This is a genomic window from Streptomyces sp. NPDC005302 (assembly GCF_040607345.1).
Classification (GTDB): domain Bacteria; phylum Actinomycetota; class Actinomycetes; order Streptomycetales; family Streptomycetaceae; genus Streptomyces.
In genome coordinates this window covers 1-25,721 of record NZ_JBEXGN010000004.1, presented here as the reverse complement: position 1 = coordinate 25,721, position 25,721 = coordinate 1, and the positions used below count along the sequence as shown (strand labels likewise).

At 70.9% G+C, this 25,721-nt stretch carries 17 protein-coding genes, 1 tRNA gene and 1 pseudogene; 7 read left to right on the top strand and 12 right to left on the bottom strand.

The genetic code is table 11. The features are described from left to right. Positions 1–52: 52 nt before the first annotated feature. Together ABZT74_RS06855 and ABZT74_RS06850 are read right to left on the bottom strand one after the other, a co-directional pair. Positions 53–622: pseudogene (locus tag ABZT74_RS06855) on the bottom strand (transcriptional regulator); the annotation flags it as partial. 106 nt (positions 623–728) lie between these two features. After that, a tRNA-Leu gene (locus ABZT74_RS06850) sits at positions 729–801 on the bottom strand. A 98-nt stretch (positions 802–899) separates the two neighbouring features. Here ABZT74_RS06850 and ABZT74_RS06845 point away from each other — a divergent pair. Further along, the gene (locus ABZT74_RS06845; RefSeq protein ID WP_355869912.1) at positions 900–1,556 is read left to right on the top strand and encodes a response regulator; all 657 of its coding nucleotides are present in this window, start codon (positions 900–902) and stop codon (positions 1,554–1,556) included. Positions 1,557–1,640: 84 nt separating this feature from the next. Here ABZT74_RS06845 and ABZT74_RS06840 read toward each other — a convergent pair whose 3' ends face one another. The 7 genes from ABZT74_RS06840 to ABZT74_RS06810 form a co-directional block, all read right to left on the bottom strand. Continuing rightward, positions 1,641–2,357 (bottom strand): ABC transporter ATP-binding protein, encoded by a 717-nt coding sequence (locus ABZT74_RS06840; protein ID WP_355869910.1) that lies wholly within the window; start codon positions 2,355–2,357, stop codon positions 1,641–1,643. Continuing rightward, positions 2,354–3,394, bottom strand: coding sequence for an ABC transporter ATP-binding protein (locus ABZT74_RS06835; RefSeq protein ID WP_355869908.1), 1,041 nt, complete (start codon positions 3,392–3,394; stop codon positions 2,354–2,356). Before ABZT74_RS06835 ends, ABZT74_RS06840 begins: the two co-directional genes overlap by 4 nt. A 5-nt stretch (positions 3,395–3,399) precedes the next feature. Continuing rightward, the gene (locus tag ABZT74_RS06830; protein ID WP_356166133.1) at positions 3,400–5,181 is read right to left on the bottom strand and encodes a branched-chain amino acid ABC transporter permease; all 1,782 of its coding nucleotides are present in this window, start codon (positions 5,179–5,181) and stop codon (positions 3,400–3,402) included. Positions 5,182–5,186: 5 nt separating this feature from the next. Then, the gene (locus ABZT74_RS06825; protein WP_355869904.1) at positions 5,187–6,119 is read right to left on the bottom strand and encodes a branched-chain amino acid ABC transporter permease; all 933 of its coding nucleotides are present in this window, start codon (positions 6,117–6,119) and stop codon (positions 5,187–5,189) included. A 189-nt stretch (positions 6,120–6,308) separates the two neighbouring features. Continuing rightward, positions 6,309–7,517, bottom strand: a complete 1,209-nt coding sequence (locus ABZT74_RS06820) for a branched-chain amino acid ABC transporter substrate-binding protein (RefSeq protein ID WP_356166131.1) — start codon at positions 7,515–7,517, stop codon at positions 6,309–6,311. Positions 7,518–8,806: 1,289 nt separating this feature from the next. Then, on the bottom strand, positions 8,807–9,268 hold the full coding sequence (locus tag ABZT74_RS06815) for a hotdog fold thioesterase (RefSeq protein ID WP_266612847.1): 462 nt from the start codon (positions 9,266–9,268) through the stop codon (positions 8,807–8,809). 60 nt (positions 9,269–9,328) lie between these two features. Further along, positions 9,329–11,608 carry an FdhF/YdeP family oxidoreductase gene (locus ABZT74_RS06810; protein ID WP_356165427.1) on the bottom strand — a complete coding sequence of 760 codons (2,280 nt, stop codon included), beginning with the start codon at positions 11,606–11,608 and terminating at the stop codon, positions 9,329–9,331. Between the two features lie 170 nt (positions 11,609–11,778). On the opposite strand from ABZT74_RS06810, the gene polA reads away from it, so the two are divergent. Both polA and ABZT74_RS06800 read left to right on the top strand, forming a co-directional pair. Then, positions 11,779–14,505, top strand: coding sequence for a DNA polymerase I (gene polA / locus ABZT74_RS06805; RefSeq protein ID WP_356433659.1), 2,727 nt, complete (start codon positions 11,779–11,781; stop codon positions 14,503–14,505). Between the two features lie 605 nt (positions 14,506–15,110). Beyond that, complete coding sequence (locus ABZT74_RS06800; RefSeq protein ID WP_356433658.1) at positions 15,111–16,106, top strand: serine hydrolase; 996 nt, start codon at positions 15,111–15,113, stop codon at positions 16,104–16,106. On the opposite strand, the gene ABZT74_RS06795 is transcribed toward ABZT74_RS06800, so the two are convergent. Then, the gene (locus ABZT74_RS06795; protein WP_356433657.1) at positions 16,027–16,881 is read right to left on the bottom strand and encodes a DUF4184 family protein; all 855 of its coding nucleotides are present in this window, start codon (positions 16,879–16,881) and stop codon (positions 16,027–16,029) included. The genes ABZT74_RS06800 and ABZT74_RS06795 overlap by 80 nt on opposite strands. A 280-nt stretch (positions 16,882–17,161) precedes the next feature. Between ABZT74_RS06795 and ABZT74_RS06790 the strand changes: the two genes are divergently transcribed. From ABZT74_RS06790 to ABZT74_RS06780, 3 genes are all read left to right on the top strand, one after another. Continuing rightward, complete coding sequence (locus tag ABZT74_RS06790; protein WP_356433656.1) at positions 17,162–18,892, top strand: lytic transglycosylase; 1,731 nt, start codon at positions 17,162–17,164, stop codon at positions 18,890–18,892. A 160-nt stretch (positions 18,893–19,052) separates the two neighbouring features. Then, entirely contained in the window at positions 19,053–19,187 is a 135-nt protein-coding gene (locus tag ABZT74_RS06785) for an SPW_0924 family protein (RefSeq protein ID WP_356165415.1), read from the top strand. A gap of 25 nt (positions 19,188–19,212) precedes the next feature. Continuing rightward, positions 19,213–20,205: a DUF3068 domain-containing protein gene (locus tag ABZT74_RS06780; protein ID WP_355869882.1), complete on the top strand. Its 993-nt coding sequence runs from the start codon at positions 19,213–19,215 to the stop codon at positions 20,203–20,205. On the opposite strand, the gene hrpB is transcribed toward ABZT74_RS06780, so the two are convergent. Then, on the bottom strand, positions 20,195–22,798 hold the full coding sequence (gene hrpB, locus ABZT74_RS06775) for an ATP-dependent helicase HrpB (RefSeq protein WP_356433655.1): 2,604 nt from the start codon (positions 22,796–22,798) through the stop codon (positions 20,195–20,197). The genes ABZT74_RS06780 and hrpB overlap by 11 nt on opposite strands. Positions 22,799–22,927: 129 nt before the next feature. Further along, complete coding sequence (locus ABZT74_RS06770; protein WP_355869876.1) at positions 22,928–23,788, bottom strand: class I SAM-dependent methyltransferase; 861 nt, start codon at positions 23,786–23,788, stop codon at positions 22,928–22,930. 316 nt (positions 23,789–24,104) lie between these two features. On the opposite strand from ABZT74_RS06770, the gene rpsA reads away from it, so the two are divergent. Beyond that, positions 24,105–25,613, top strand: a complete 1,509-nt coding sequence (rpsA, locus tag ABZT74_RS06765; RefSeq protein WP_355869874.1) for a 30S ribosomal protein S1 — start codon at positions 24,105–24,107, stop codon at positions 25,611–25,613. The last annotated feature ends 108 nt before the right edge of the window (positions 25,614–25,721 follow it).

The following is a 25,721-nucleotide window of genomic DNA, read 5'->3' as shown; positions in this document are numbered from 1 at the left end:
GGCCCTTTCCGGTGTGGAGATCAGTATTTGGGGCCCACGTGGAGGTCCATGGGACGAGCCGCGTCGTCCAGTTGGTGACGCGACAGCCGTCGGAATGGATGAGCCCGCGGACGAACTCCCAGGGGTGGGCATCTACGATGCGCTGCTGCCAGGGTTCGAGGATGATCGGGCGCTCATGCTTCTTGCCCGGGCCGTGCTGGGGGAACAGGCAGGGCCAGTGCTTGCTGGAGCAGGTGACGTACTGGCACCCCTGGCTCCGGACGCGGCAGACCTTGTTGTCCGGGCGTACGAGCCGCATCGCCGACGCACAGGCCTCGATGAGCCCTGGCCACGCGTCGGCGCACGCGATGCGCAGGAAATGGCCACCTCGTCGGTGGGCGCTGATGCAGCCGTCTCCGAGATAGAGGCCCAGCAGGTACGCGTACGCGGCAGGGTCGTCCGGGTCTTCCGGGGTGTCCCGGCATCTCGGGCAGGGTTTCGACCGCCGGGTGAGCGGCTCGACGCGTGTCCGCCATGACCGCATCGCGGCGCGGGAGATGCCGGTCTCTCTGCTCACCGAGTTCAGACTTCGTCCCTGACCCACCAGGGCAAGAGCTCGCTGGCGTGTGCCCATGTCGTACATGTGGCCACTCTGCGTATGCGCAATGAACGACACACAGTAAAAAGTGGATGTTCACGAGAACGAGAACATCCACTTCTATATCGCGACCTTGGGATCCAAGGAAAAGTGCCCCGAGTCGGATTCGAACCGACGCTGTATGGGTTTTGAATCCATCGCCTCTGCCGCTGGGCTACCGGGGCTCCTTCGAAACGAAGATCAGCAGTCACCCGCTGTGCCACCACTTTACCGCAGCTGGGTAGGCTCTTGTCAGCAGTCCCGCCCTGAACGAGGAGCCCCCGTGACCGCCCCCGAGTCGCCCCAGCCCGTAGACGCGCCCGACGACGACAAGTCGCACGTGCCTCCGCTGACGACCCGTGTCGTCATCGCCGAGGACGAGGCGCTGATCCGTCTCGACCTCAAGGAGATGCTGGAGGAAGAGGGATACAGCGTCGTCGGTGAGGCGGGTGACGGCGAGCAGGCCGTCGAGCTCGCCCGTGAGCACAAGCCGGACCTCGTGATCCTCGACGTGAAGATGCCCAAGCTCGACGGCATCTCCGCGGCGGAGAAGATCGCGGAGGAGTCGATCGCTCCCGTACTGATGCTGACCGCGTTCTCGCAGCGCGACCTCGTCGAGCGGGCCAGGGACGCGGGCGCGATGGCGTACCTGGTGAAGCCGTTCAGCAAGAGCGACGTGGTGCCGGCGATCGAGATGGCCGTGTCCCGGTTCGCGGAGCTGAAGGCGCTGGAGGGGGAGATCGCGGATCTCACCCAGCGTCTGGAGACGCGCAAGCTGGTCGACCGGGCGAAGTCGGTGCTGCAGACGCAGTACGGGCTGACGGAGCCGGCGGCGTTCCGCTGGATCCAGAAGACGTCGATGGACCGTCGGATGTCGATGCAGCAGGTGGCGGAGGCGGTCATCCAGGACGCCGAGGAGAAGAAGGCGTCGAAGGAGTAGTCCCGCGAGGTCGTCGAGCGTACGGAGAGGCCCGCACCCCCCGAGGGTGCGGGCCTCTCCGTGTGTGCGGCGGGGCCGCGTGGGTCAGTCCTCGCCGAGGTAGGCCTTGCGGACGGACTCGTCGTGCAGGAGGTCCTGTCCGGTGCCGGAGAGGACGATGTTGCCGACCTCCATGACGTGTCCCTGGTCGGCGAGGGAGAGCGCTGCCTGGGCGTTCTGCTCGACGAGGAGGATGGTCGTGCCGGACGCCTTGAGTTCGGCGATGGTGGCGAGGATCTTCTGCATCATGATCGGCGAGAGGCCCATGGAGGGTTCGTCGAGCATGAGCAGTTTGGGCTGGGACATGAGGGCGCGGCCCATGGCGAGCATCTGCTGCTCGCCGCCGGAGAGGGTTCCGGAGGCCTGCTTGCGGCGTTCCCCGAGGATGGGGAAGAGGTCGTAGGCGCGCTGGATGTCCTTCTCGATGCCCGCCTTGTCGGTGCGCAGGAAGGCTCCGAGCTGGAGGTTCTCCGCGATGGTGAGGCGGGGGAAGATGTGGCGTCCCTCGGGGGAGTGGGCGAGTCCGAGGGCGACGATCTTGTGGGCGGGGACGTTGGCGAGGGGCTGGCCGTCGAAGAGGATGCGGCCTCCGCTGGGCTTGAGGAGCCCGGAGAGGGTGCGCAGGGTGGTCGTCTTGCCGGCGCCGTTGGTGCCGATGAGGGTGACGATCTGGCCTGCTTCGACGGTGAAGGAGATGCCCTTGACGGCTTCGATCTTGCCGTAGGCGACCTTGAGGTCTTCGACCTCGAGCAGTGCGGTCACTGGGCGTTTCCTTCCTTGCTGGTGCTGCTGCCGTGCGCGTCGGGCTCGTCGGCGTCGGCCGGGGTGACGGCGGGGGTTTCGGTGGCCTCGGTGGTTGCCGGGGTCTCGGTCTCCGCTGCTGTTTCCGTCGGCTCCGTCGGTTCGGCGGCCGGGGTGGTGTCCGCTGCCTCGGTGACCGGGGTGGTCGTCGTGGCGGGGGCGGTTCCGGCGGCTTCGGCCGCTTCGACCTCGGCGAGTTCTTCGTCGCCGGGGGCGCCTTCGAAGGGGGTGCCGAGGTAGGCGGCGATGACGCGTTCGTCGCCCTGGACGACTTCGGAGGTGCCTTCGACGAGCTTTTCGCCCTGGACGAGGCAGGCGACGCGGTCGCTGAGGTTGAAGATGAAGCGCATGTCGTGCTCGATGACGAGGACGGCGATGCCGCGGTCGCGAATGGCGAAGACGAGGTCTTCGGTGGCGCGGGTCTCCTGCGGGTTCATGCCGGCGGTGGGCTCGTCGAGGAGGAGCAGGCCGGGCTCGCTGGCCATGGCGCGGGCGATCTCGAGCTTGCGCTGTTCGCCGTAGGGGAGGTTGCGGGAGAGGTGGTCGGCCTTGTGTTCGAGGCCGATGAACTCCAGCAGTTCCATGGCGCGTTCGCGGGAGGTCGCTTCGGCCTTGCGGAAGCCGGGGCCGCGCAGGAGGGCGGACCAGAGGCCTTCCTTGGTGCGGGTGTGGCGGCCGACGAGCACGTTTTCCAGGACGGTCATGTTGGCGAAGAGCCGGATGTTCTGGAAGGTGCGGGCGATGCCGGCGCTGGTGACGAGGTGGGGCTTGGGGGGCAGGACGGTGCCCTTGTAGGCGACTTTGCCCTCGGTGGGGACGTAGAGGCCGGTGAGGCAGTTGAAGAAGGTGGTCTTGCCCGCGCCGTTGGGGCCGATGAGGCCGACGATCTCTCCGGCGTTGACGGTGAGGTCGACGTTGCGGACGGCGGTGAGGCCGCCGAAGCGCATGGTGACGCCGGTGGCTTCGAGGACGGGGCTGGGGGCTGTGGTGGTGGTCATGATGGTTACGCCCCTGCCTTGGTGACGCCGACGGTGGAGTCGGGCAGGCCTTGTTCGGGGATGTGGAGGGCCTTGTCGGTGTCGTCGCTCTCGTGGAACTCGAGTTGGCGGCGGCGGTTGGCGATGATGCCTTCGGGGCGGAAGCGCATGAGGAGGACGAGCGCGATGCCGAAGGCGAGGAGCTGGTACTCCTTCAGGAAGCTGAGCTTCTCGGGGAGCATGTAGAGCAGGGTGGCGCCGAGGATCGGTCCGTTCACGGTGCCCATGCCGCCGAGGACGACGGCGGCGAGGAGGAACGCGGAGTTCGGGGGCACGGAGCCGGCGAACTGGTACGGGGCCGGGTTGACGCTGTAGCCGACGTGGGCGCTGACCGTTCCGGCGAGGCCGGCGAGGGAGGCGCCGAGGGCGAAGGCGATGAGCTTGACGCGGAAGCCGTTGATGCCCATGGCGGTGGCGGCGGTCTCGTCCTCGCGGATGGCGATCCAGGAGCGGCCGATCCGGGAGTCGGCGGCGCGGTTGAAGACGAGGACGACGATCGCGGTGATGAGCAGCATCAGGAGGAAGTAGTTCGCGAAGCGGCCGAGGGCGAATCCGCCGATGTCGTGCTTGCTTCCGAAGTTGAACCCGAAGATGTTGAGGTCCGGGATCATGGAGATGCCGTTGGGGCCGTTGGTGAGGTTGGGGCCGGAGGTGCCGTCGAGGTTGTTGACGGTGATGCGGAAGATCTCTCCGAAGCCCAGGGTCACGATGGCGAGGTAGTCGCCGCGCAGGCGCAGGGTGGGGGCGCCGATGAGGACGCCGAAGACGAGCGACGCGAGCATGCCGGTGAGCATGGCGGCCCAGAAGGGGAACTGGACGCCGGCGAAGCGGGAGAACTCGGAGCCGGAGACGAGGGCGGCCGCGTAGGCGCCGACGCCGAGGAAGGCGACGTATCCGAGGTCGAGGAGTCCGGTGAGGCCGACGACGATGTTGAGGCCGAGGGCGACGGTGGCGACGACGAGGATGTTCACGCCGAGGTTCGAGTTGTGCTCGTTGTTCTCGACGAAGGGGAAGAGGGCTGCCGCGAGGAAGGCCATGGAGGTGGCGAATCCCTTGTGGCCGGCGTTGAGCTGGGCGAAGCGGTCGAAGAGTCCGGCGGTGAAGAGGGACCAGGTGCCGAAGACGACCAGGAGGATGTAGCCCAGGAACGTTTCGCTCGCGTCGGGGTCGACGCCGACGCCGTACGCGAAGACGATCAGCGCGAGGGCGGTGGCGGCGGTGATGACGAGGCGTTCGCCCCAGGCGGGGAGCTTCGCGGCCGGGGGGATGCGGTCGGGCTTGGTGACGTAGTCCTTGAAGGTGTCACCGGGCTTGGGGAGCGCGAGGGCGCCGACCAGGGCGATGGCGGAGCCGACGGCGGCGACGTAGGCGCCGGGGTCGAGTGCGACGAGGCCCTTGAGGTCGACGGCGATGGCGATGGCGCTGAACCAGCTGACGGCGAACGCGGACGCGCTGGCGAGGAGCACCGGCTGGGTGGCGTTCGCCGGGTTGAGCCAGCCGAGGCCGCGGGCACCGAAGAGGGTGAGCGCGAACAGGAGCGTCAGGACGCCGGCGACGAGGTCGAGGATCTGGAGTCCGGCCGGGGAGCCGTAGTAGGTGAGGTCCCCGGGGAAGTCGGACGTGTAGGTCCAGGACATGAAGGTGCTGGCGATGGTGGCGACGGCGCCGAGGGCGACGAGGGCGCGTGCGGCGGTCGCGGGGAGCGCGACGAGGCCGCGCCCGGGGGTGGTGGTGTCGGTGGTTGCCATGGTGCTCACGCCCTGTCCGCGACGCGTTCGCCGATAAGGCCTTGTGGCCTGAACAGCAGTACGAGGATGAGGAGTACGAACGCCCAGACGGAGGACCAGCCGCCGCCGCCGAGCTGCTGCATGCCGGGGATGCCGTCGATGTAGCTGGTGGCCATGGTCTCGGCGAGGCCGAGGACGAGGCCGCCGATCATGGCGCCGTAGATGTTGCCGATGCCGCCGAGGACGGCCGCGGTGAAGGCCTTGAGGCCCATCTGGAAGCCCATGTCGTACTTGACGGTGCCGTAGCGCAGTCCGTAGGAGACGGCCGCGACGGCGGCGAAGAAGCCGCCGATGGCGAAGGCGATGACGATGATGCGGTTGGTGTCGATGCCCATGAGCTGTGCGGTGTCAGGGTCCTGCGCGGTGGCCTGCATGGCGCGGCCGGTGCGGGAGAGGCTGACGAACAGGGCGAGGGCCGCCATGCACAGGGGGGCCGCGATGATGACGAAGACGGAGCCGCTCTGGATGCTGATGGAGCCGATGTGCACGGGCCCGAAGGGGAGTTGCGGGAACGTGATGTCGTTCTTCGCTTCCGGGTACCAGTTGAAGACGAGCTGCTGGAGCGCGAGCGACAGACCGATGGCGGTGATGAGCGGGGCGAGGCGTGGCGCTCCGCGCAGTGGTCGGTAGGCGAAGCGTTCGGCCCCGACGGCGATCAGGACGGAGACGATTCCGCCGCCTATGAGCATCGCCGGCAGGGCTATCCACATGGATGTGCCGTTGGGCAGAACGTAGAGGTAGACCGTGAGTGCGCCGAAGCCGCCGGTCATGAAGATCTCGCCGTGGGCGAAGTTGATGAGCTGGACGATGCCGTACACCATCGTGTAGCCGATGGCGATCAGCCCGTACATCGAGCCGAGGAACAGCCCGTTGGCCAGCTGCTGCGGCAGGGTGTTCACCGCATGGCCTCCATGTGGTGGGGAGTGTGAGCAGGGCGTATGGATCGGGCCGCGCGGTGACGTGTGGTCATGGCCGCGCGGCCCAGGGGTGGTGCTGAGGGCCTGTCCCGGTGGTGTGGACCGGGTCGGCGGTTCGGTCGGGCCGTGGCCCTGGGTGACCGAACCGCCTGGTGGCCCGGGTGGTGAGGATCAGCCTTCGAACGTGCCGCTCTTCACGGCCTTCCACTTGCCGTCGACGACCTGGTAGACGGTGAGCTGCTTGTTGGTGGTGTCGCCGTACTCGTCGAACGAGACGGGGCCGGCGATGCCGTCGAACTTGGTCTTCTGGACCTCGGCGACGATCTTGGAGCGGGCCTCGTCCGGGATCTTTCCGTCCTTCACGACGGCGCCGATCGCCTTGATGATGGCGGTCGCGGCGTCGTAGGAGTAGCCGCCGTACGTGCCGTAGTCGCCCTTGAGGCCGGAGGCCTTGTACTTCTTGATGAAGTCCGCGGCGGAGGGCAGGGAGTCGACGGGCTGGCCGACCGAGGTGACGAGGTCACCGGCGGAGGTCTTGCCGGCGGTCTGGATGTAGGTGTCGCTGAACATGCCGTCACCGCCGAACAGCGGGACCTTGGCGCCGCCGTCCTTGAGCTGCTTGGTGAGCTTCTCGGACTCGTCGTACTGGCCGCCGTAGTAGACGAGGTCGGCCTTGGAGTTCTTGATCTTGGTGACGAGGGCCGAGAAGTCCGTGTCGCCGGTGTTGACGTGGTCCTCGCCCGCGACCTTGCCGCCGGACTTGGTGAAGCCGGCCTTGAAGAGCTTGGCCAGGCCGGCACCGTAGGTCTGCTTGTCGTCGACCACGAACACCTTGCGCTTCTTCAGGGTGTTGTACGCGTAGTCGGCCGCGAAGCCGCCCTGGAGGGCGTCGGTGGTGGCGGTGCGGAAGTAGGTCTTGAACGGGCGGGACTTGGCGGTCTGCCAGTTCTTGCCCTGGGTCAGCTCGGGGGCCGTGTTGGACGGCGAGATCTCGACCAGGTTGGCGGTGGCGAAGACCTGCTGCATCTGGGTGGCGACACCGGAGTTGAGCGGGCCGACGACGCCGAGAACCTTCTCGTTCTGGACGAGCTGGGTGGCGTTCGACTGACCCTGGGCCGGGATGGCCTTGTCGTCGAGAGCCTGGACCTTGAAGGTCACGCCGGGCACGGTGTTGTTCTTGTTGGCGTCGTTGACGGCGATCTGGACGCCACCCTGGATGCCGAGGCCGGTGGCCGAGTTCTGGCCGGTCAGCGGCGCGTCGACGCCGATGATGATCTCGGTCTTCTTGCCGCTGTCCTTGCTGTCGCCGTTGTCGTCGCGCGAGCCGCAGGCGGTCAGCGTGAGTGCTCCCGTAGTGAGCACGGCGGTGAGTATGACCATGGAACGCTGTCGCACGTTGAATCCTCTCCCTGGCGCGGCACCCCAGGGTGGGGGCCGTGTGTCTCGCCGGGCCGTACTGGATGTAGCAGGGCCGTGCAGTAGACGCGCCCGGCGGCGCGGTGACTGGCCGTGACTATAAGCGCAGGTAGGGGGAGTGGGCAGGAGCGTGGGGAAGGCTGTGACGCTCTTGTTATGCGGGGGCTGCTCTCGCGGGTGCGGGGCGGACGATCGGAGCATTTCGGTGTGCGGGTCGGTGGTGACTGCGTGTTCGCATGCTGAGAACGCCCTGATCCGGGTTCGTGGCGGGGGCGGCGGGTGTGGGGGAGGTGTCGGGGAGGAGTCCTGTCGGGGGCGTGAGGCGGGGCGGCTCGCGGTGCGCGCATTGCTTCGTTACGGCAGAGGTAACCGAGTGTTACCGCCGTGTGCGATCGTCCGGGGCTCCCCGGCCGGGTGAAGTGGGTTCGGGCGAGGGCGGGTTGGCGCGGTGGAGGGCCCGCAGGCCGCTCCGCGGATCGCGGGGGCGGGCGCCGCCGAAGGGAAGCTTTGCTGTTGCTGTGCGGTCCTGTTGCCGAGGAGCGGGTCGAGGCGGGTGAGGCCGAGGGGCGGCGCGAGGGCGGCGCGCCCGTATACGGAGATACGGACGGTGATCGGGCGGGGCGCGCCCGCCCTCACTGTCCGTGGCAGCCGAGTGTGATGACGGCGGCCAACTCGGGGTGCGCGACTCCGACTTGGCGGACGCTGGCGAGGCTTCCGCGCGGGCGGCGCCGGCGTCGGAACGGTGCGAAGCGGTCTGTGGGTCGCGGCCCTCGTGGTGCGGGGCGGTGACGCCGGCGGGGCGCGGGCGGGGGTTCGGTGGTGCGGGGCCGGGGAGGGCCGCGGGGCGGGGCAGCCGGTGGTTGCGGTCGCGACGGAGGCGGGGACGCGGGCGGGCCGCTGGTGCGTGCGCGGCAGCTCGCCCCAACGCGCGCCGAGGCGTGCGGGGTTCGACGTCGGCAGGTCGCCCGGCCGGTCCTGGTGGGGCTGCCGACGGCGTCCGGGGGTACGGCCCGCCGGGCTCGATGCCGGTCACGTCCCACGCCGAGCGGGAGCGGACGGCGCCGTCAATGGGCCTGTTGGATCCGGCAGTTGGCGGGTGCCGTGCCCGGGATTCATGTCCGGTCCGGGGGCGTGCCGGTCCGTGGGAGGCCGCGGCGCCGTGCCGCGGCCGTCTCGTGTCCGCGCCCGCCCGCCGGACTCCGGCCCGCCCGACTCTGGCCCGGGGGGCCGGTGGCCCCGGCGGGCCGGGGTCGTCAGCTCTGGGGTGCGTCCTTGAGGATGCAGGTCAGGCGGGCGCTGCACACGCGCTTGCCGTCCTCGTCGGTGATGACGATCTCGTACGTCGCCGAGGTGCGTCCGCGGTGGACGGGAGTGGCGACGCCGGTGACGAGGCCGGAGCGGACGCCGCGGTGGTGGGTGCAGTTCAGGTCGACGCCGACGGCGATCTTGGTGATGCCGCCGTGGAGCATGGCGCCGACGGAGCCGATGGTCTCGGCGAGGACCGCGGAGGCGCCGCCGTGGAGCAGGCCGTAGGGCTGGGTGTTGCCTTCGACGGGCATGGTGCCGACGACGCGGTCGGCGGAGGCCTCGACGATCTGGACGCCCATGCGGTTGCCGAGGTGGCCCGCGGAGAAGAGGGCGGGCAGGTCGACGCCGAGTGCCGCGTACTCGTCGATGACCTCTTGCGGGAACGTCGGGGTGTGCTGTTCGCCCATCGGGTCCTGCTCCGTTCGTCGTGGACCACTACGTCGTGGATCGCCTCACTGAGCGAACGCTCAGTCGGTTGCCGATTGTTCCAGACGGACGACCACGGACTTGCTGGCAGGGGTGTTGCTGGTGTCGGCGGTGGCGTCGAGGGGGACCAGCACGTTGGTCTCCGGGTAGTAGGCGGCCGCGCAGCCCCGGGCGGTCGGGTAGTGCACGACGCGGAAGCCGGGCGCGCGCCGTTCCACGCCGTCCTTCCACTCGCCGACGAGGTCGACGTAACTGCCGTCGGCGATCTTCAGTTCGCGGGCGTCGTCGGGGTTGACGAGGACGACGCGGCGGCCGTTCTTGATGCCCCGGTATCGGTCGTCGAGTCCGTAGATGGTGGTGTTGTACTGGTCGTGCGAGCGCAGGGTCTGCAGCAGCAGACGGCCCGCGGGAAGCTCGGGGTACTCGACGGGCGCGGCCGTGAAGTTCGCCTTGCCGGTGGCCGTCGTGAAGCGGCGCTCGTCGCGCGGGGCGTGGGGGAGCGCGAAGCCCGCCGGGTCGGCCACGCGCGTGTTGAAGTCCTCGAAGCCGGGGATCACGCGCGCGATGCGGTCGCGGATGGTCGCGTAGTCCTTCTCGAACTCCTCCCAGGGGGTGGCGCTGCCCTCGCCGAGGACCTGGCGGGCGAGGCGGGCCACGATGGCCGGCTCGGACAGCAGGTGCTCACTGGCGGGCTCCAGGCGGCCCCGGGAGGCGTGCACCATGCCCATGGAGTCCTCGACGGTCACGAACTGCTCTCCGCCGCCCTGGAGGTCGCGTTCGGTGCGCCCGAGGGTCGGCAGGATGAGGGCGCGCGCGCCGGTGACGACGTGCGAGCGGTTCAGCTTGGTGGAGACGTGGACGGTCAGCCGGGCGCGCCGCATGGCGGCCTCGGTGACGTCGGTGTCGGGGGAGGCGGAGACGAAGTTGCCGCCCATGGCGAAGAAGACCTTGGCCTCGCCGTCGCGCAGGGCGCGGATGGCCCGTACGACGTCGTAGCCGTGCTCGCGGGGCGGGGCGAAGCCGAACTCCTTCTCCAGGGCGTCGAGGAAGGCGGGCGCGGGGCGTTCGAAGATGCCCATCGTGCGGTCGCCCTGCACGTTCGAGTGGCCGCGTACGGGGCAGACGCCGGCGCCGGGGCGGCCGATGTTGCCGCGCAGCAGGAGGAAGTTGACGACCTCGCGGATGGTCGGCACGGAGTGCTTGTGCTGGGTGAGCCCCATCGCCCAGCAGACGATGGTGCGCTTCGAGGCGAGGACCATCTTCAGGGCCTCGTCGATGCTGTCGCGGGTGAGGCCGGTCGCGGTGAGCGTCTCGTCCCAGTCGGCGGCCCGGGCGGCCTCGGCGAACTCCTCGAATCCGTGGGTGTGTTCGGCGACGAACGTCTCGTCGACGGCGCCCTCGGTGGCGAGGATCAGCTTGTTGAGCAGCCGGAAGAGTGCCTGGTCGCCGCCGAGGCGGATCTGCAGGAAGAGGTCGGTGAGCGCGGCGCCCTTGAGCATGCCCTGGGGGGTCTGCGGGTTCTTGAAGCGCTCCATGCCCGCTTCGGGCAGCGGGTTGACCGTGATGATCCTCGCGCCGTTGCTCTTGGCCTTCTCCAGGGCGGAGAGCATGCGCGGGTGGTTCGTGCCGGGGTTCTGGCCGGCGACGATGATCAGGTCGGCCTGGTAGAGGTCGTCGAGGAGGACGCTGCCCTTGCCGATGCCGATGGTCTCGGAGAGGGCGGAGCCCGACGACTCGTGGCACATGTTCGAACAGTCGGGCAGGTTGTTCGTGCCGAGCTCGCGGGCGAAGAGCTGGTAGAGGAACGCGGCCTCGTTGCTGGTGCGGCCCGAGGTGTAGAAGACGGCCTCGTCGGGGGAGGAGAGGTCCTTCAGCTCCCCGGCGATGATGTCGAAGGCGCGCTGCCAGTCGACCGGCTCGTAGTGGTCGCCGCCCTCGGGCAGGTACATGGGGTGGGTGAGGCGGCCCTGCTGGCCGAGCCAGTAGCCGCTGCGGCCGGCGAGGTCGGAGACGGGGTGCGCGGCGAAGAAGTCCGGGGTGACCCGGCGCAGGGTGGCCTCCTCGGCGACCGCCTTCGCGCCGTTCTCGCAGAACTCCGCCTTGTGCCGGTGAGCGGGCTCGGGCCAGGCGCAGCCCGGGCAGTCGAAGCCGTCCTTCTGGTTGACGCGGAGCAGGGTGAGCGCGGTGCGGCGGACACCCATCTGCTGCTGGGCGATACGCAGGGTATGTCCGATGGCGGGCAGCCCGGCCGCGGCGTGCTTCGGCTCGGCGACCTGCGGCGCGTCCTGGACCGGATCGCCGGCCGGCGGCTTGCTGGCCATCGCTGGCCCCCCTTCGCGTGCGCACCTCGGTGTGCGCCTGTTCGTAGCCGTTCGATCCTCGCACGCGGCGTCCCCGGCGACGGTGGCGGGCCGGGGGATTTCCGGCCGGGGACGGGTGCGGCGGCCCGCGGCGGCTCTCGATGTCAGTGGACCGTGGCAGGATCGGGGGTGTGGCAGAGACAGCATCGAAGAAGACCGAGAAAACCGCAGGTACGGGCCGCCCGCGCCTGATGCTCATGGATGGGCACTCGCTGGCCTACCGCGCGTTCTTCGCGTTGCCCGCGGAGAACTTCACGACCGCGACCGGCCAGCCGACGAACGCCATCTATGGTTTCGCGTCGATGCTGGCGAACACGCTGCGCGACGAGGCGCCCACGCACTTCGCGGTGGCGTTCGACGTGTCGCGCAAGACGTGGCGCTCCGAGGAGTTCACCGAGTACAAGGCGAACAGGTCGAAGACGCCGGACGAGTTCAAGGGGCAGGTCGAGCTGATCGGTGAGCTGCTGGACGCGATGCACGCGCAGCGGTTCGCGGTCGACGGCTTCGAGGCCGACGACATCATCGCGACGCTGGCGACGCAGGCCGAGGCCGAAGGCTTCGAGGTGCTGATCGTCACCGGCGACCGTGACTCCTTCCAGCTGGTCTCCGAGCACACGACGGTGCTGTACCCGACGAAGGGTGTCTCCGAGCTGACCCGGTTCACTCCGGAGAAGGTCGTCGAGAAGTACGGGCTGACGCCCGCGCAGTACCCGGACTTCGCCGCGCTGCGCGGCGACCCGTCGGACAACCTTCCGGGCATCCCCGGTGTCGGTGAGAAGACGGCCGCGAAGTGGATCAACCAGTTCGGTTCGTTCGCGGACCTCGTCGCGCGGGTGGACGAGGTCAAGGGCAAGGCCGGGCAGAACCTGCGCGACCACCTGGAGGCGGTGAAGCTCAACCGCCGGCTCACCGAGATGGTCAAGGACGTCGAGCTGCCCCGGACGGTCACCGACCTGGAGCGCGCCGCGTACGACCGCAAGGCCCTCGCGATGGTCCTGGACACCCTGGAGATCCGTAACCCGTCGCTGCGTGAGCGGCTGCTGGCGGTCGATCCGGGGGCGGAGGAGGCCGAGGAGAAGCAGCCGGTCGCCGAGGGTGTCGCCGTCGACGGCGCGGTGCTGGGCGCGGGCGAGCTGAAGCCGTGGCTCGCCGAGCACGGTCCGGCCGTTCTCGGTATGTCCACGGTCGACACCTGGGGGCTGGGCGCGGGCTCCGTCGCCGAGGTGGCGCTGGCCGCGGGAGCGGGGCCGGCCGTCTGGTTCGACCCCGCGCAGCTCGACGCCGCCGACGAGAACGCGTTCGCGCAGTGGCTCGCCGACCCGGCACGGCGCAAGGTCCTGCACAACGCCAAGGGCGCGATGCGGGTCTTCGCCGAGCACGGCTGGACCATCGAGGGCGTGACGATGGACACCGCGCTCGCCGCGTACCTGGTCAAGCCGGGCCGTCGTTCCTTCGCGCTGGACGCGCTGTCGCTGGAGTACCTGGGGCGCGAGCTGGGACCGGCCGCGGCGGCCGACGGGCAGCTCGCGTTCGGCACGGACGAGCAGGCCGAGGCCGACGCGCTGATGGCGCAGGCCCGCACGATCCTCGACCTGGGTGAGGCGTTCGAGGGGAAGCTCCAGGAGGTCGGCTCGGCCGATCTGCTGCGGGACGTGGAGCTGCCCACCTCCAGCCTGCTGGCGCGCCTGGAGCGGCACGGCATCGCTGCCGACAAGGCCCATCTGGAGGCCATGGAGCAGATGTTCGCGGGCGCCGTGCAGCAGGCGGTGAAGGAGGCGCACGCGGCGGCCGGGCACGAGTTCAACCTCGGCTCGCCCAAGCAGCTGCAGGAGGTCCTCTTCGGCGAGCTGGCCCTGCCGAAGACGAAGAAGACGAAGACGGGCTACACGACGGACGCGGACGCGCTGGCCTGGCTGGCCGCGCAGACCGACAACGAACTGCCCGTGATCATGCTCCGGCACCGCGAGCAGGCGAAGCTGCGTTCCACGGTCGAGGGTCTGATCAAGACGATCGCCGCGGACGGCCGGATCCACACGACGTTCAACCAGACGGTCGCGGCGACCGGCCGGCTGTCGTCGACCGATCCGAACCTCCAGAACATCCCGGTGCGCACGGACGAGGGCCGCGCGATCCGCCGGGGCTTCGTGGTCGGCGAGGGCTTCGAGTCCCTGATGACCGCGGACTACAGCCAGATCGAGCTGCGGGTGATGGCCCATCTGTCCGAGGACGAGGGCCTGTTGGAGGCGTTCACCTCCGGCGAGGACCTGCACACCACGGTGGCCTCGCAGGTGTTCTCCGTGGAGCGGTCCGGTGTCGACGCGGAGATGCGCCGCAAGATCAAGGCGATGTCGTACGGCCTGGCGTACGGGCTGTCGGCGTTCGGTCTCTCCCAGCAGCTGAACATCGAGGCGGGCGAGGCCCGGGCGCTGATGGACACGTACTTCGAGCGGTTCGGCGGAGTGCGGGACTATCTGCGCCGCGCGGTCGACGAGGCCCGCGCCACGGGCTACACGGCGACGCTCTTCGGGCGCCGCCGCTATCTGCCCGACCTCAACAGCGACAACCGGCAGCGCCGGGAGGCCGCCGAGCGCATGGCGCTCAACGCCCCCATCCAGGGCACGGCCGCCGACATCGTCAAGATCGCGATGCTGAACGTGGACCGGGCGCTGCGCGAGGCGGACCTCAAGTCCCGCATGCTCCTTCAGGTGCACGACGAAATCGTCCTGGAGATCGCCCCCGGGGAGCGCGAGCGGACGGAGGAGCTGCTGCGCCGCGAGATGGCGTCCGCGGTCCAGCTCCGCGCCCCGCTCGACGTCTCGGTCGGCTCGGGCCCGGACTGGGAGTCGGCGGCACACTGACCGCCGGCGCGACCGACGGCTGCGGGCCCGACACCACGGAGGTGCCGGGCCCGCCCCCGTCGGTCGCACCACCTGCCGGCCGCCCCGGCAGCGGCGCGGGGCTCGCGTGAGGCGAGCAGCGGATGGGTCCCGCGTCCGACAGTCGTGCGGGTGCGGTCCATCCATGTCCCCGCCGCCATGCCAGCTGCCGACGCCGGGCCGTCCCGCGTCTGTAGCGCCCGGATCGATGCCGTCGCCGTGTTGCCCCGCGGATGCCGACGCCGGGCTGCCTACGTCCGTCGCGCCCGGGCCGGTACCGGCGCCGGGCTGTCCCGCGATGCCCGCGTCTGTCTCGCCTCGGTAGATGCCCGGTGCGGGGCCGCCTCTCGTCTCTCGCGTCCCGACCGGTGCCGGGGGCGGGGCGGCCCGTGTTCCTCGCGCCCCGGCAGCTGCCGGGGCCGGGCCGTCCCACGTCCGTCGTACCCCGAGCGACACCCGGCGCGGGCCGCCCCGTGTTCCCCGGCAAGCGGCCTGTCACCCGCGTCGCCCACAGCTGTCGGCCGTGGTGTCACTCGCGTGGCCCTCGCAGCGGGCCCACCGCGCGGGGGGCCCGTAAGGATGCGGGCATGGGTATACGCACGTTCCACCGCCGTACGGCCATGTCCGCGACCGTCGTGGTCGCGACCGTGACGGTGACCGCGGCCGTCGTTCCGGTGCTGTTCGCGCCGGTGCCCGCGGTCGCGGCGAACGCCGGTACCGCCCAGGTGCCCGCCGTCTGCCGTGCCCCGCGGGACCCCGACCTGGCGGCCCGGATGTCCCGTGATCTCCAGGCGGCGTTGTCGGCCCGCCGGGGCGCCGTGTCCGTCGCGGTGCACGACGACAGGACCGGGCTCAGCTGCGCGGTCGCCAGTGACCGGCAGTACGACGCCGCGAGCATCGCCAAAGTGATGATCATGGAGGGTGTCCTGCGCCGGGCGGAGGGCCTGCGGCGCGGGCTCACCCGCTGGGAGCTGGCCAACGTCCGCCCGATGATCACGCGGTCCGACAACGCGTCGGCCGTGCGTCTGTGGACCGACCTCGGCCGCGGCTACCTGTCACGCTTCCTGAGCCGTGCCGGGACGAGCCGCACGGTCCTCGGCCCGAAGGGCTACTTCGGCCTGACCCGCACCACGGCCGACGACCAGATGCGCCTGCTGGACGTGCTCACCGACGCCCGCTCGTTCCTGAAGACGCGCGGCTACGGCCTGCGGCTGCTCACCGAGGTGCGTGGCGACCAGCGCTGGGGGGTGCCCTCCGGGATGCCGCGGGGGCTGACCGCCCATCTCAAGAACGGCTGGCTGCCCCGCGCCACCCACGGCTGGCGCGTCCACAGCGTCGGCGCCTTCACCGGCCCCGCCCGCACCTACCGCATCGTCGTCCTGACGCACGACAACCCGACGATGGCGTACGGGGTCCGCACCATCGAACGCATCGCGCAGGCCGTGCACCGCGGCCTCGCCCGGGGACGGGGCCTGCCCCCGACTCCCGACCCCGCGACGACGGTCAGCGAGCGGTCGGACGGCTCGGCTCCGTACGGGCCGCTGCCGGGCTGGGACGAACCGGAGCAGGGCGCCACACCCTGACCCCGACGGTGTACAGGGCGAGGCCGAGTACCAGGCCCGCGCCGCCGCCGAAGCAGACGGCCGGAATCAGCTCCCACGGCTTTGCGACGGACCCCCAGTACGCCCACCAGTGCAGCGCCCGCTGCGTCGCGCCCGCCAGCGCGCAGCCCCCCACGACCCCGCAGGCCAGCCACCGGTCGGCGGCGGACAGCACCGGCACCCCGAGGGCCGGGCCGGGCGGGGTGCGGCGCAGAGCGGTCACCGTGAAGCCCACGATCACGACGGCCGCCGCCGCCGAACTGCCGTACTGGAGGTACCAGTAGAGCGGCGCGCCCGCCAGGTCCCGCCCGAGGACGGGGACGAGCCGCACGCCCCACCGGTCGTGATGCGTGAAGGCGTCCCACACCACATGCGTCAGCGCGCCGAGCGTGGCCGAGACGTACCACCACAGGGCCACCTCCGGACGCGGCCGTCCGCGCGGCGCCCCGCAGCGCACCAGCCGGGCCGGCCGCCCCTGCAGGGCTGCCGGAAGCAGCGCCACGAGCGGTTCGCGCACACCCAGCCACGCGCCGACCAGGGCCCACGCGATGAGCACGTCGACGGTGAACACCCCGGTGAACGCGTGGGTGAAGGAGCCGAACTCCATCGCGCCGGGCAGCGCACTCGCCGCGTAGTAGGTCAGGTCGGGGGAGAAGGAGCCGGCCACGAGGACGGCGGGAACCAGCCTCCCGCGTCCGCTTCCGTCCCCGCGCAGGCCAGGAAGGACCGCCGCCGCGTGACTGAGCGTGAAAGGCAAGTCGTCCCCCTGTGGCGACTGTTGGCCCGGTATGTCCGGCCGGTTGATCACTGACGGCCATTATGGAGGACGGCGGGACATGGCCAAGTGGTGAATATCGGGCGCGAACGGCTCCCCGCGCGACGGAAGTTGTCGTAGGGTCGCCTGGGTCACCGTGCCGGGGAGCACGGTCGGACAGCGGAGGAAAACGAGAGCGGCGGGGCGCGCACCGGGACCTGGAGCGCACCGACATCCGAGAGACGGCAGGCTCGCCCGGCCGTCGGTGGGAGGGCTTCACTCAATGGCGGCGCAATTCGGCAGGAGGCTGCGCAAGGGCGCGGCAACCACAGCGGTGGCCGCGGTCGCGGTCGCTGCTCTGTCCGCGTCGCAGGCGCCCGGAGTGAGCGCCGACAGCCACGGAAGACAGACCACCGGAGCCGATGTCGGCCAGGACGCGAGTGCCACGGGCGACGACGGTACCGCGACCGGCAACTCGCGCTACTACACGGACCTGCCGCCGCTCGACAGCCCGAACCCCTCACCGACCGCGGGAAGCGGGACACCGGCGGCCACGGGCGACGCGGAGGCGGGCATCCCCGCGAGCGTCCTCGACGCCTACAAGAAGGCCGAGGAGTCGCTGCGCGCGTCCAAGCCCGGCTGCAACCTGCCCTGGCAGCTCCTCGCCGCCATCGGCAAGGTCGAGTCCGGCCAGGCCCGCGGCGGCCGCGTCGACGCGAACGGCACGACCCTGTCGCCGATCCTCGGACCCGTCCTGAACGGCAACGGCTTCGCCAGCATCAGCGACACGGACCACGGTGCGTACGACGGCGACAGCACGTACGACCGCGCGGTGGGCCCGATGCAGTTCATCCCCTCCACCTGGGACTGGGCGGGCCGCGACGGCAACGACGACGGCAAGAAGGACCCCAACAACATCTACGACGCGGCCCTCGCCGCCGGGCACTACCTGTGCCGCTTCGACCACGACATGTCGGTCCAGGCGCAGATGAACCAGTCGATTCTCAGCTACAACAACTCGACGGCGTACCTCAACACCGTCCTGTCGTGGGTGGAGTTCTACCGCAAGGGCACGCACGAGGTGCCGGACGGCACCGGCACGCTTCCCTCGCACCACAGCGACGACGCGACCACGCCGAGCCCCGGCACCACACCGCCCGCCTCCTCGCACCCCGACAACTCGCCGAAGCCGCCCAAGTCCACGCCTCCCACGACGCCTCCCACAAAACCTCCGACGACCCCGCCCAGCACGCCACCCGCCACCCCGCCCACCACGCCACCGACCACTCCGCCGACGGCCACCGAGACGGTGGACCACCTGGCGGACGCGGGCAGCGGGAAGCTCACCGCGACGGCGGGGGGCACCTTCGCGCAGAAGATCGTGGTGCGGACCGAGGACAAGGCCGACAAGGCCGTGGCGCGGGTACGGGTGCGCTTCACCGTCGTCGGCGACACCGACGCCACCTTCACCGGCGGCGAGAACGTCGCCACGGTGATGACGAACGGGCTGGGCGCGGCCACCGCCCCCGCGCTCGTCGCGGGCGAGAAGACCGGCGACTTCACCGTCCGCGCCACCGTCGTGGGCCGTGTCCTGGCCGGCCTCGACCACAAGGCGACCGTCACCGCCCGTGAGGCCGACACCCTGGCCCGCACCGGTGACACCGCGCTGACCTGCGTGCCCGGCGGCGAGTTCGCCGACCAGGTCGAGGTGAAGGCCACCTACAAGGGCGCCGTCGCCGGCAAGGTCGCCGCCACCGCGACCCTCGTGAAGTCCGCCGACGACGCCACCGAGAACGACAAGGGCCCCTCCTTCAAGGACGCCGACGGCAAGACCGTCCGCACCCTGAAGGACCTCACCATGGACGCCGACGGCCTCCTCAAGCTCCCGAAGCTGTACGCCGACGACACCACCGGCACCTTCCTGCTCCGCATCACCACCACGGGCGGCGCGACACTGACCGTCGAGCTGACGGTCGCCGCCGCACCCGAGCCGTCCGGGACGCCCGCCGCCTGACGGCCCGTTCACGCGTTCAGGGCGCCCCCTCGCCACCGGCGAGGGGGCGCCCTGTTCCGTTGTGCGCGTGAGTGCTGTTCGACGTGTTCTCATCTCGCGCGGCCGTTGCTACGGTGCCGGACCTGACGATGTATCAGCTCCTGGCCCTCGGGAGGCCCGCATGCGTGCCCTCATCGCCGCCGCGACCGGCTTCGCCGTGGCGCTCGCGCTGATCCTGACCATCACGGCCATGGGCTCGCCGGCCGGCCAGACCTCGCCGAAGCCGATGCTCACCACCGTCCCCAAGCACCCCTGACCCACGCACCGGGAGGGCCGTCGAGATGCGCCGCAAGGCAAGCCTGATCCTGCTCGCGCTCGCCGTGTTCTTCACGGCGCTGTCCCCGTTGCTGCGCTGGTACGCGTTCCCGCGGCTGGCCAAGGTCCCCGCCGGCCAGTACCAGGACATGGTCCTGGAGGCGAAGGACGCGACCCTCCTCGACTACGGCACCATGCAGGCGAAGAAGGTCCCCAAGGTCACCATCGTGCAGACCCTCAAGGGCAACGTCGGCGCCTCCGAACGGATCGAACGCACCGCGGGCCGCGACGTCGTCGTCTGGGACTCCCTCTCCTACGTCCAGGGCCCCGACGGGAAGATGGTCTCCAAGCTTCCCGAGCGCTACATCTTCGACGCCCACAGCCAGGACCCCGTCCACGCCACCGGCGAGTCCGTCGACGGCGACCCCGTCACCCGCGAGGGCATCGAGTTCAAATGGCCCTTCCGGACGGAGAAGCGGGACTACGAGTACTTCGACGCGCAGACCCGTACCTCGGCGCCCATCCACTACAAGGACACCCGGACCTTCCGGGGCGTGAAGGTCTACTACTTCGAGCAGACCATCCCCTGGACGAAGGTGACGTTCCCCAAGATCATGCCCGTCCGGGGCATCACCCCGGAGTCCGTCGCCAAGACAGGCACCACCCGCTGGTACACCACCGTCCGCAGGTTCTGGGTCGAACCCCTCACCGGAGCACCCGTCTACGGCGAGGAGATCCACAAGGAGGAGCTGCGCGGCGGCACCCTCCTCGGCGACCGGGACAAGGTGACCGCCTTCTCCGGACACGTGAAGATGCGCGAGGACTACATCGAGCACACCGTCGACCTGGTCAAGTCCAACCGCACCCTCATCCTGCTGATGACCTCGTACCTCCCCTGGGGCTTCCTCGTCCTCGGCGTCGCCCTGCTGGCGCTGTCCCTCTACCTGGAGGCACGCGGACGCAGGCCCGGAGACGCCGCGCCGGCCCCGGCGGCCGACCCCGAACCCGTCAGCGCCTGAGCCGGGCGTTCGTGAACCGCGTCGGCTCCGCGGTCGCCGGGTCCTCGGGCCACGGATGCTTGGGATACCGGCCCCGCAGTTCCGCCCGTACGCCCTTGTAGCCGTCCTTCCAGAAGGAGGCCAGGTCGGCCGTCACCGCCGCCGGCCGGCCGGCGGGGGAGAGCAGGTGCACCAGCACGGGAACACCGGCGACGGCGGGCGACGCCTGCAGCCCGAACATCTCCTGCAACTTCACGGCGAGCACCGGCTGTTCGGGATCGCCGTAGTCGACGCGGATCCGTGAACCGCTCGGCACCCCGATCCGTTCGGGCGCCAGCTCGTCGAGCCGGGCCGCCTCTCCGGTGGACCACGGCAGCAGCCGGTTCAGCGCCTGCCCGGCGTCGATCCGCGCCAGGTCCGCCCGCCGCCGGGCCCGGCCCAGCTCCGGCTCCAGCCACTCCTCCACGCGCGCGTGCAGCGCCTCGTCGGAGACGTCCGGCCACGGGGAACCGAGGCGCCGGTGCACGAACGCCAGCCGCTGCCGCAGCACTTCGGCGTCCGCCGACCACCGCAGCAGACCGAACCCCTCCTCCCGCAACCCTTCCAGCAACGCCTCCCGTACGAGCCCGGAGCCCGGGTTCCGCAGCGGTCGCACCGCCAGTTCCACCGCGCCCAGCCGCTCCACCCGCCGCGCGACGACATCACCCTGCGCCCAGTGGACCTCCTCGCCCTCGGAGTGCAGTCCGGCGGCGGCCCGCCGTGCCGTGCCCTCGTCGGTGACGGCGGCTAGCCGCACGCGCGCGTGGCCGCTCCCGACGGGACGGTCGGCGACGGCCACCGCCAGCCAGGGCGCGCCCCGCAGCGAGGAACCCTCCCCGACGTCGGCTCGGGTGCCGCTGACCATGAGATGCGAGGCACCCTGCACGCGCGCGAGGCGCTCGGGGAACGCCAGCGCCGCGACGAGCCCGACCACCCGGTCGTCCCCGGGCGTGCCGTGTCCCGAACCGTCGTGCCCCGAACCGTCGTGCCGCTCCCCGTCGCCCCGCTCCGCTCCCTTCCGGGAGGGCGCGCCGGAGGACGACGGCCCGCGACCCGCCGTGGAGCCCGCCTCCGCCGCGGCCGAGCGCAGCCGGCGGGACTCGGTGCGCCAGCGGGACGCGTAGGCGTCACCGCCGCGCCGGGCCGCGCGCCAGGCCGCGGCCAGGTCGTCGCCGTACTCGCGCGGCGGCTCCTCGCTGAGCAGCGCGACCACGTCGGCGGCCCGCGCCGCGCCCACCTCCGGCGCCGCGTCCAGCAGCGCCCGGGCGAGCCGGGGATGCAGGCCCAGCCGGGACATGCGGACACCGCGCTCGGTGGCCCGCCCCGCGGCGTCGACCGCCCCCACGGCCGACAGGACGGACCGGGCCGCCGCCATCGCCCCGCCCGGCGGCGGATCCAGCAGGGCCAGCCCCGTCGCCTCCGGATCGCCCCAGCAGGCCGCCTGGAGCGCGAACGCCGTCAGATCGGCCACCTTGATCTCCGGCGCGGGGAAACGCGCCAGCCGGCCGTCCTCCGCCTCCGCCCAGCACCGGTACACCGCGCCCGGCGCCTCCCGCCCGGCCCGCCCCGCCCGCTGCCGTCCGGCCGCCTGCGAGGCCCGTACGGTCGTCAGCGCGCTCAGCCCGCGCGCGTGATCCACCCGCGGCTCCCGCGCCAGTCCCGAGTCCACCACCACGCGCACCCCGGGAACCGTCAGGGACGACTCGGCCACCGACGTCGCGAGGACCACCCGGCGCCGCTCGGCCGCCGTGAGCACCGCGTCCTGCACGGCGGCCGGCGCCCGGCCGTGGACCTGAAGGACGTCGACGTCGCCGAGGCCGCCCAGCTGTCCCGCGACCCGCGCGATCTCCCCCACGCCGGGAAGGAAGCACAGGACGTCACCGGTCCGTTCGGCCAGCGCCCGCCGCACCATCGACGCCACATGAGTCAGGAGCGCCGGGTCCACCCGCATCCCGTGCGGGGGCCGCACCGGACGCGCGGGCGGGGCCCAGACCACCTCGACCGGATAGGAGACACCCTGCGCCTCGACGACCGGGGCGTCCCCGAGCAGCCGGGCCCAGCCTCCCGCGTCCGTCGTCGCGGACGCCGCGACCAGCCGCAGCTCGGGCCGGAGCGCGGCGCGCACGTCGAGGAGGAACGCGGCCACGGTGTCGGCGTCCAGATGCCGCTCGTGGCACTCGTCGAGCACGACGACGTCGACGCCCGACAGTTCCTGGTCGCGTTGCAGCCGCTGGAGCAGGACGCCCGTCGTGACGACCTCCACGCGTGCGTGGCGTCCGACGACCCGCTCCCCGCGCACGGTGAATCCGACGCTCCCGCCGACCTGCTCACCCAGCAGCCACGCCATCCGCCGCGCCGCGGCCCGGGCCGCGATCCGCCGCGGCTCCGCCACCACCACCCGGCGCGGCGGGCGCCCGTCGTCCAGCAGCCCGGCCAGCGCCAGCGGCACCAGCGTCGTCTTGCCGGTGCCGGGCGGCGCCACCAGCACCGCCCCGCCGTGCCCCGCCAGGGCGTCGTCGAGACCGGGCAGGGCACCGCGTACGGGCAGCACGTCCAGGGCGTCGTAACGGATCACGCCCCCAGTCTCGTACGGGCGTCAAACCGGGTGCTCCCGCGCGCGTGCGGCGCGTGGGCACCCACGCGCGCGTGCCCGTTCCCTCTTATGTCCCCGCTGTCCCGGCCCGCGCTCCTCGTCCCGCCCGGTTCAGTCCCGTTCGCACACGAAGATCGCCGTGCCCGGGATCAGGTTGCCGCGCAGCGGGGACCAGCCGCCCCACTCCTGGGTGTTCCAGGCGGGCCACTGCGGCTCGACGAGGTCGACCAGACGGAAACCGCCGGCCACCACGTCCCGCACCCGGTCGCCGACCGTCCTGTGGTGCTCGACGTAGACCGCGCGGCCCTCGTCGTCCTGCTCCACGTAAGGGGTGCGATCGAAGTAGGACGCGGACACCGACAGGCCCTCCGGGCCGGGCTCGTCGGGGAACGCCCAGCGGATCGGGTGGGTGACGGAGAAGACGAAACGGCCGCCCGGGCGCAGCACCCGGCGCACCTCGCGCAGCACCAGGACCTGGTCGGCGATGAACGGCAGCGCTCCGTACGCCGAGCACGCGAGGTCGAAGGAGGCGTCCGCGAAGGGCAGGGCGGAGGCGTCCGCCTGCACCAGCGGCACCCCGCCGCCGATCCGCAGCGCGTGCTGGAGCTGGCGGTGGGAGAGGTCCAGGGCGACCGGACGCGCGCCCTGCCCCGCAAGCCAGCGGGAGCACTGCGCCGCACCGGCGCCGATCTCCAGGATGTCCTTGTCCTTGAGATCCTCCGGCGGGCCGAGCAGCTCGGCCTCCACCTCGTCGAGACCCTCGGGGCTCCACACGAACCGGTCGTCACCGAGGAACGTGCCGTGTTCGATCTGGTACTCGTCCGCGTTCCGGTCCCACCAGCCCCTGTTCGCCCGCGAACTCTCGGTGAGATCGGCGGCGCGTCGGGTGGCTTCCGGTTCGAACGGTTCGGGCTCTTGGATGATCGGCTCCCTCGTCGTACTCTTCCGTCCAACCCGTCTCGGGCGTGTCACGGCAGAGGTGTTCGGCTGCCCGCGTGGCCTCGTGAGACAGGTCTTGTGCCGGGATTGGGGCGATCCGCCCCGGGTGTGCGCCTTCGCGCATTGACCCTGCCCGGCTGCCCCCGTATGCTACAAGTTGCGCTGCGGGCCTGCGCTCCTCAGACGTAGCAGGTAACGCTCGCATCTGTATGTATGTCCCCTCGGTTCTCGAGGCGTCACCGGGTTTCCCGGGCGGCGTTTCTTTGGCTGTCCGGCTTCTACAGGGCGAAACGGGCTCCCGGCGTGAGCAGTCCTTCGACTCACTGTCCGTACCGGAGCCCTTTCCCACATGACGAGCAGCACCGAGACCACCTCTACCACGCCGCAGGTAGCGGTCAACGACATCGGCAACGAGGAAGCTTTCCTCGCCGCGATCGACGAGACGATCAAGTACTTCAACGACGGCGACATCGTCGACGGCGTAATCGTGAAGGTCGACCGGGACGAGGTCCTGCTCGACATCGGTTACAAGACCGAAGGTGTCATCCCGAGCCGCGAGCTCTCGATCAAGCACGACGTCGACCCCAATGAGGTCGTCAAGGTCGGCGACGAGATCGAAGCCCTTGTTCTCCAGAAGGAGGACAAGGAAGGCCGCCTGATCCTCTCGAAGAAGCGTGCCCAGTACGAGCGCGCCTGGGGCACCATCGAGAAGATCAAGGAAGAGGACGGCATCGTCACCGGCACCGTCATCGAGGTCGTCAAGGGTGGACTCATCCTCGACATCGGCCTCCGTGGCTTCCTGCCGGCCTCCCTCGTCGAGATGCGCCGTGTCCGCGACCTCCAGCCCTACGTGGGCAAGGAGCTCGAGGCCAAGATCATCGAGCTGGACAAGAACCGCAACAACGTGGTCCTGTCCCGCCGTGCCTGGCTGGAGCAGACCCAGTCCGAGGTTCGCCAGACGTTCCTCACGACCCTGCAGAAGGGTCAGGTCCGCTCCGGCGTCGTCTCCTCGATCGTCAACTTCGGTGCCTTCGTGGACCTGGGTGGCGTCGACGGTCTGGTGCACGTCTCCGAGCTCTCCTGGAAGCACATCGACCACCCCTCCGAGGTTGTCGAGGTCGGCCAGGAAGTCACCGTCGAGGTCCTCGACGTCGACATGGACCGCGAGCGTGTCTCCCTGTCGCTCAAGGCGACGCAGGAAGACCCGTGGCAGCAGTTCGCCCGGACGCACCAGATCGGTCAGGTCGTCCCGGGTAAGGTCACGAAGCTCGTCCCGTTCGGTGCGTTCGTCCGCGTGGACGAGGGCATCGAGGGTCTGGTCCACATCTCCGAGCTGGCCGAGCGCCACGTGGAGATCCCGGAGCAGGTCGTCCAGGTCAACGACGAGATCTTCGTCAAGGTCATCGACATCGACCTCGAGCGCCGCCGCATCAGCCTCTCGCTGAAGCAGGCCAACGAGGCCTTCGGTGCCGACCCGGCGTCGGTCGACTTCGACCCGACCCTGTACGGCATGGCCGCGTCGTACGACGACCAGGGCAACTACATCTACCCCGAGGGCTTCGACCCCGAGACCAACGACTGGCTCGAGGGCTTCGAATCCCAGCGTGAGGTGTGGGAGACCCAGTACGCCGAGGCGCAGCAGCGCTTCGAGCAGCACCAGGCTCAGGTCATCAAGTCCCGCGAGGCGGACGCCCAGGCCGAGGCCGAGGGCGCCAGCACCTCCACCGCGGCTCCGGCCGCGTCCGGTGGCGGCGGCGGCGGTTCGTACTCCTCGGAGTCGGACGACAACTCCGGCGCCCTGGCGTCGGACGAGGCCCTGGCGGCTCTGCGTGAGAAGCTCGCCGGCGGCCAGAGCTGAAAGGCTCCCCGCTAGGCAGCCGGGACGGTCGACCCCGGGTGGCCCGAGCCGGGGACACCTGCCCCAACTGTTCTCCACCGTTCCCGGCCGTATTGGCGCGGACCCGTC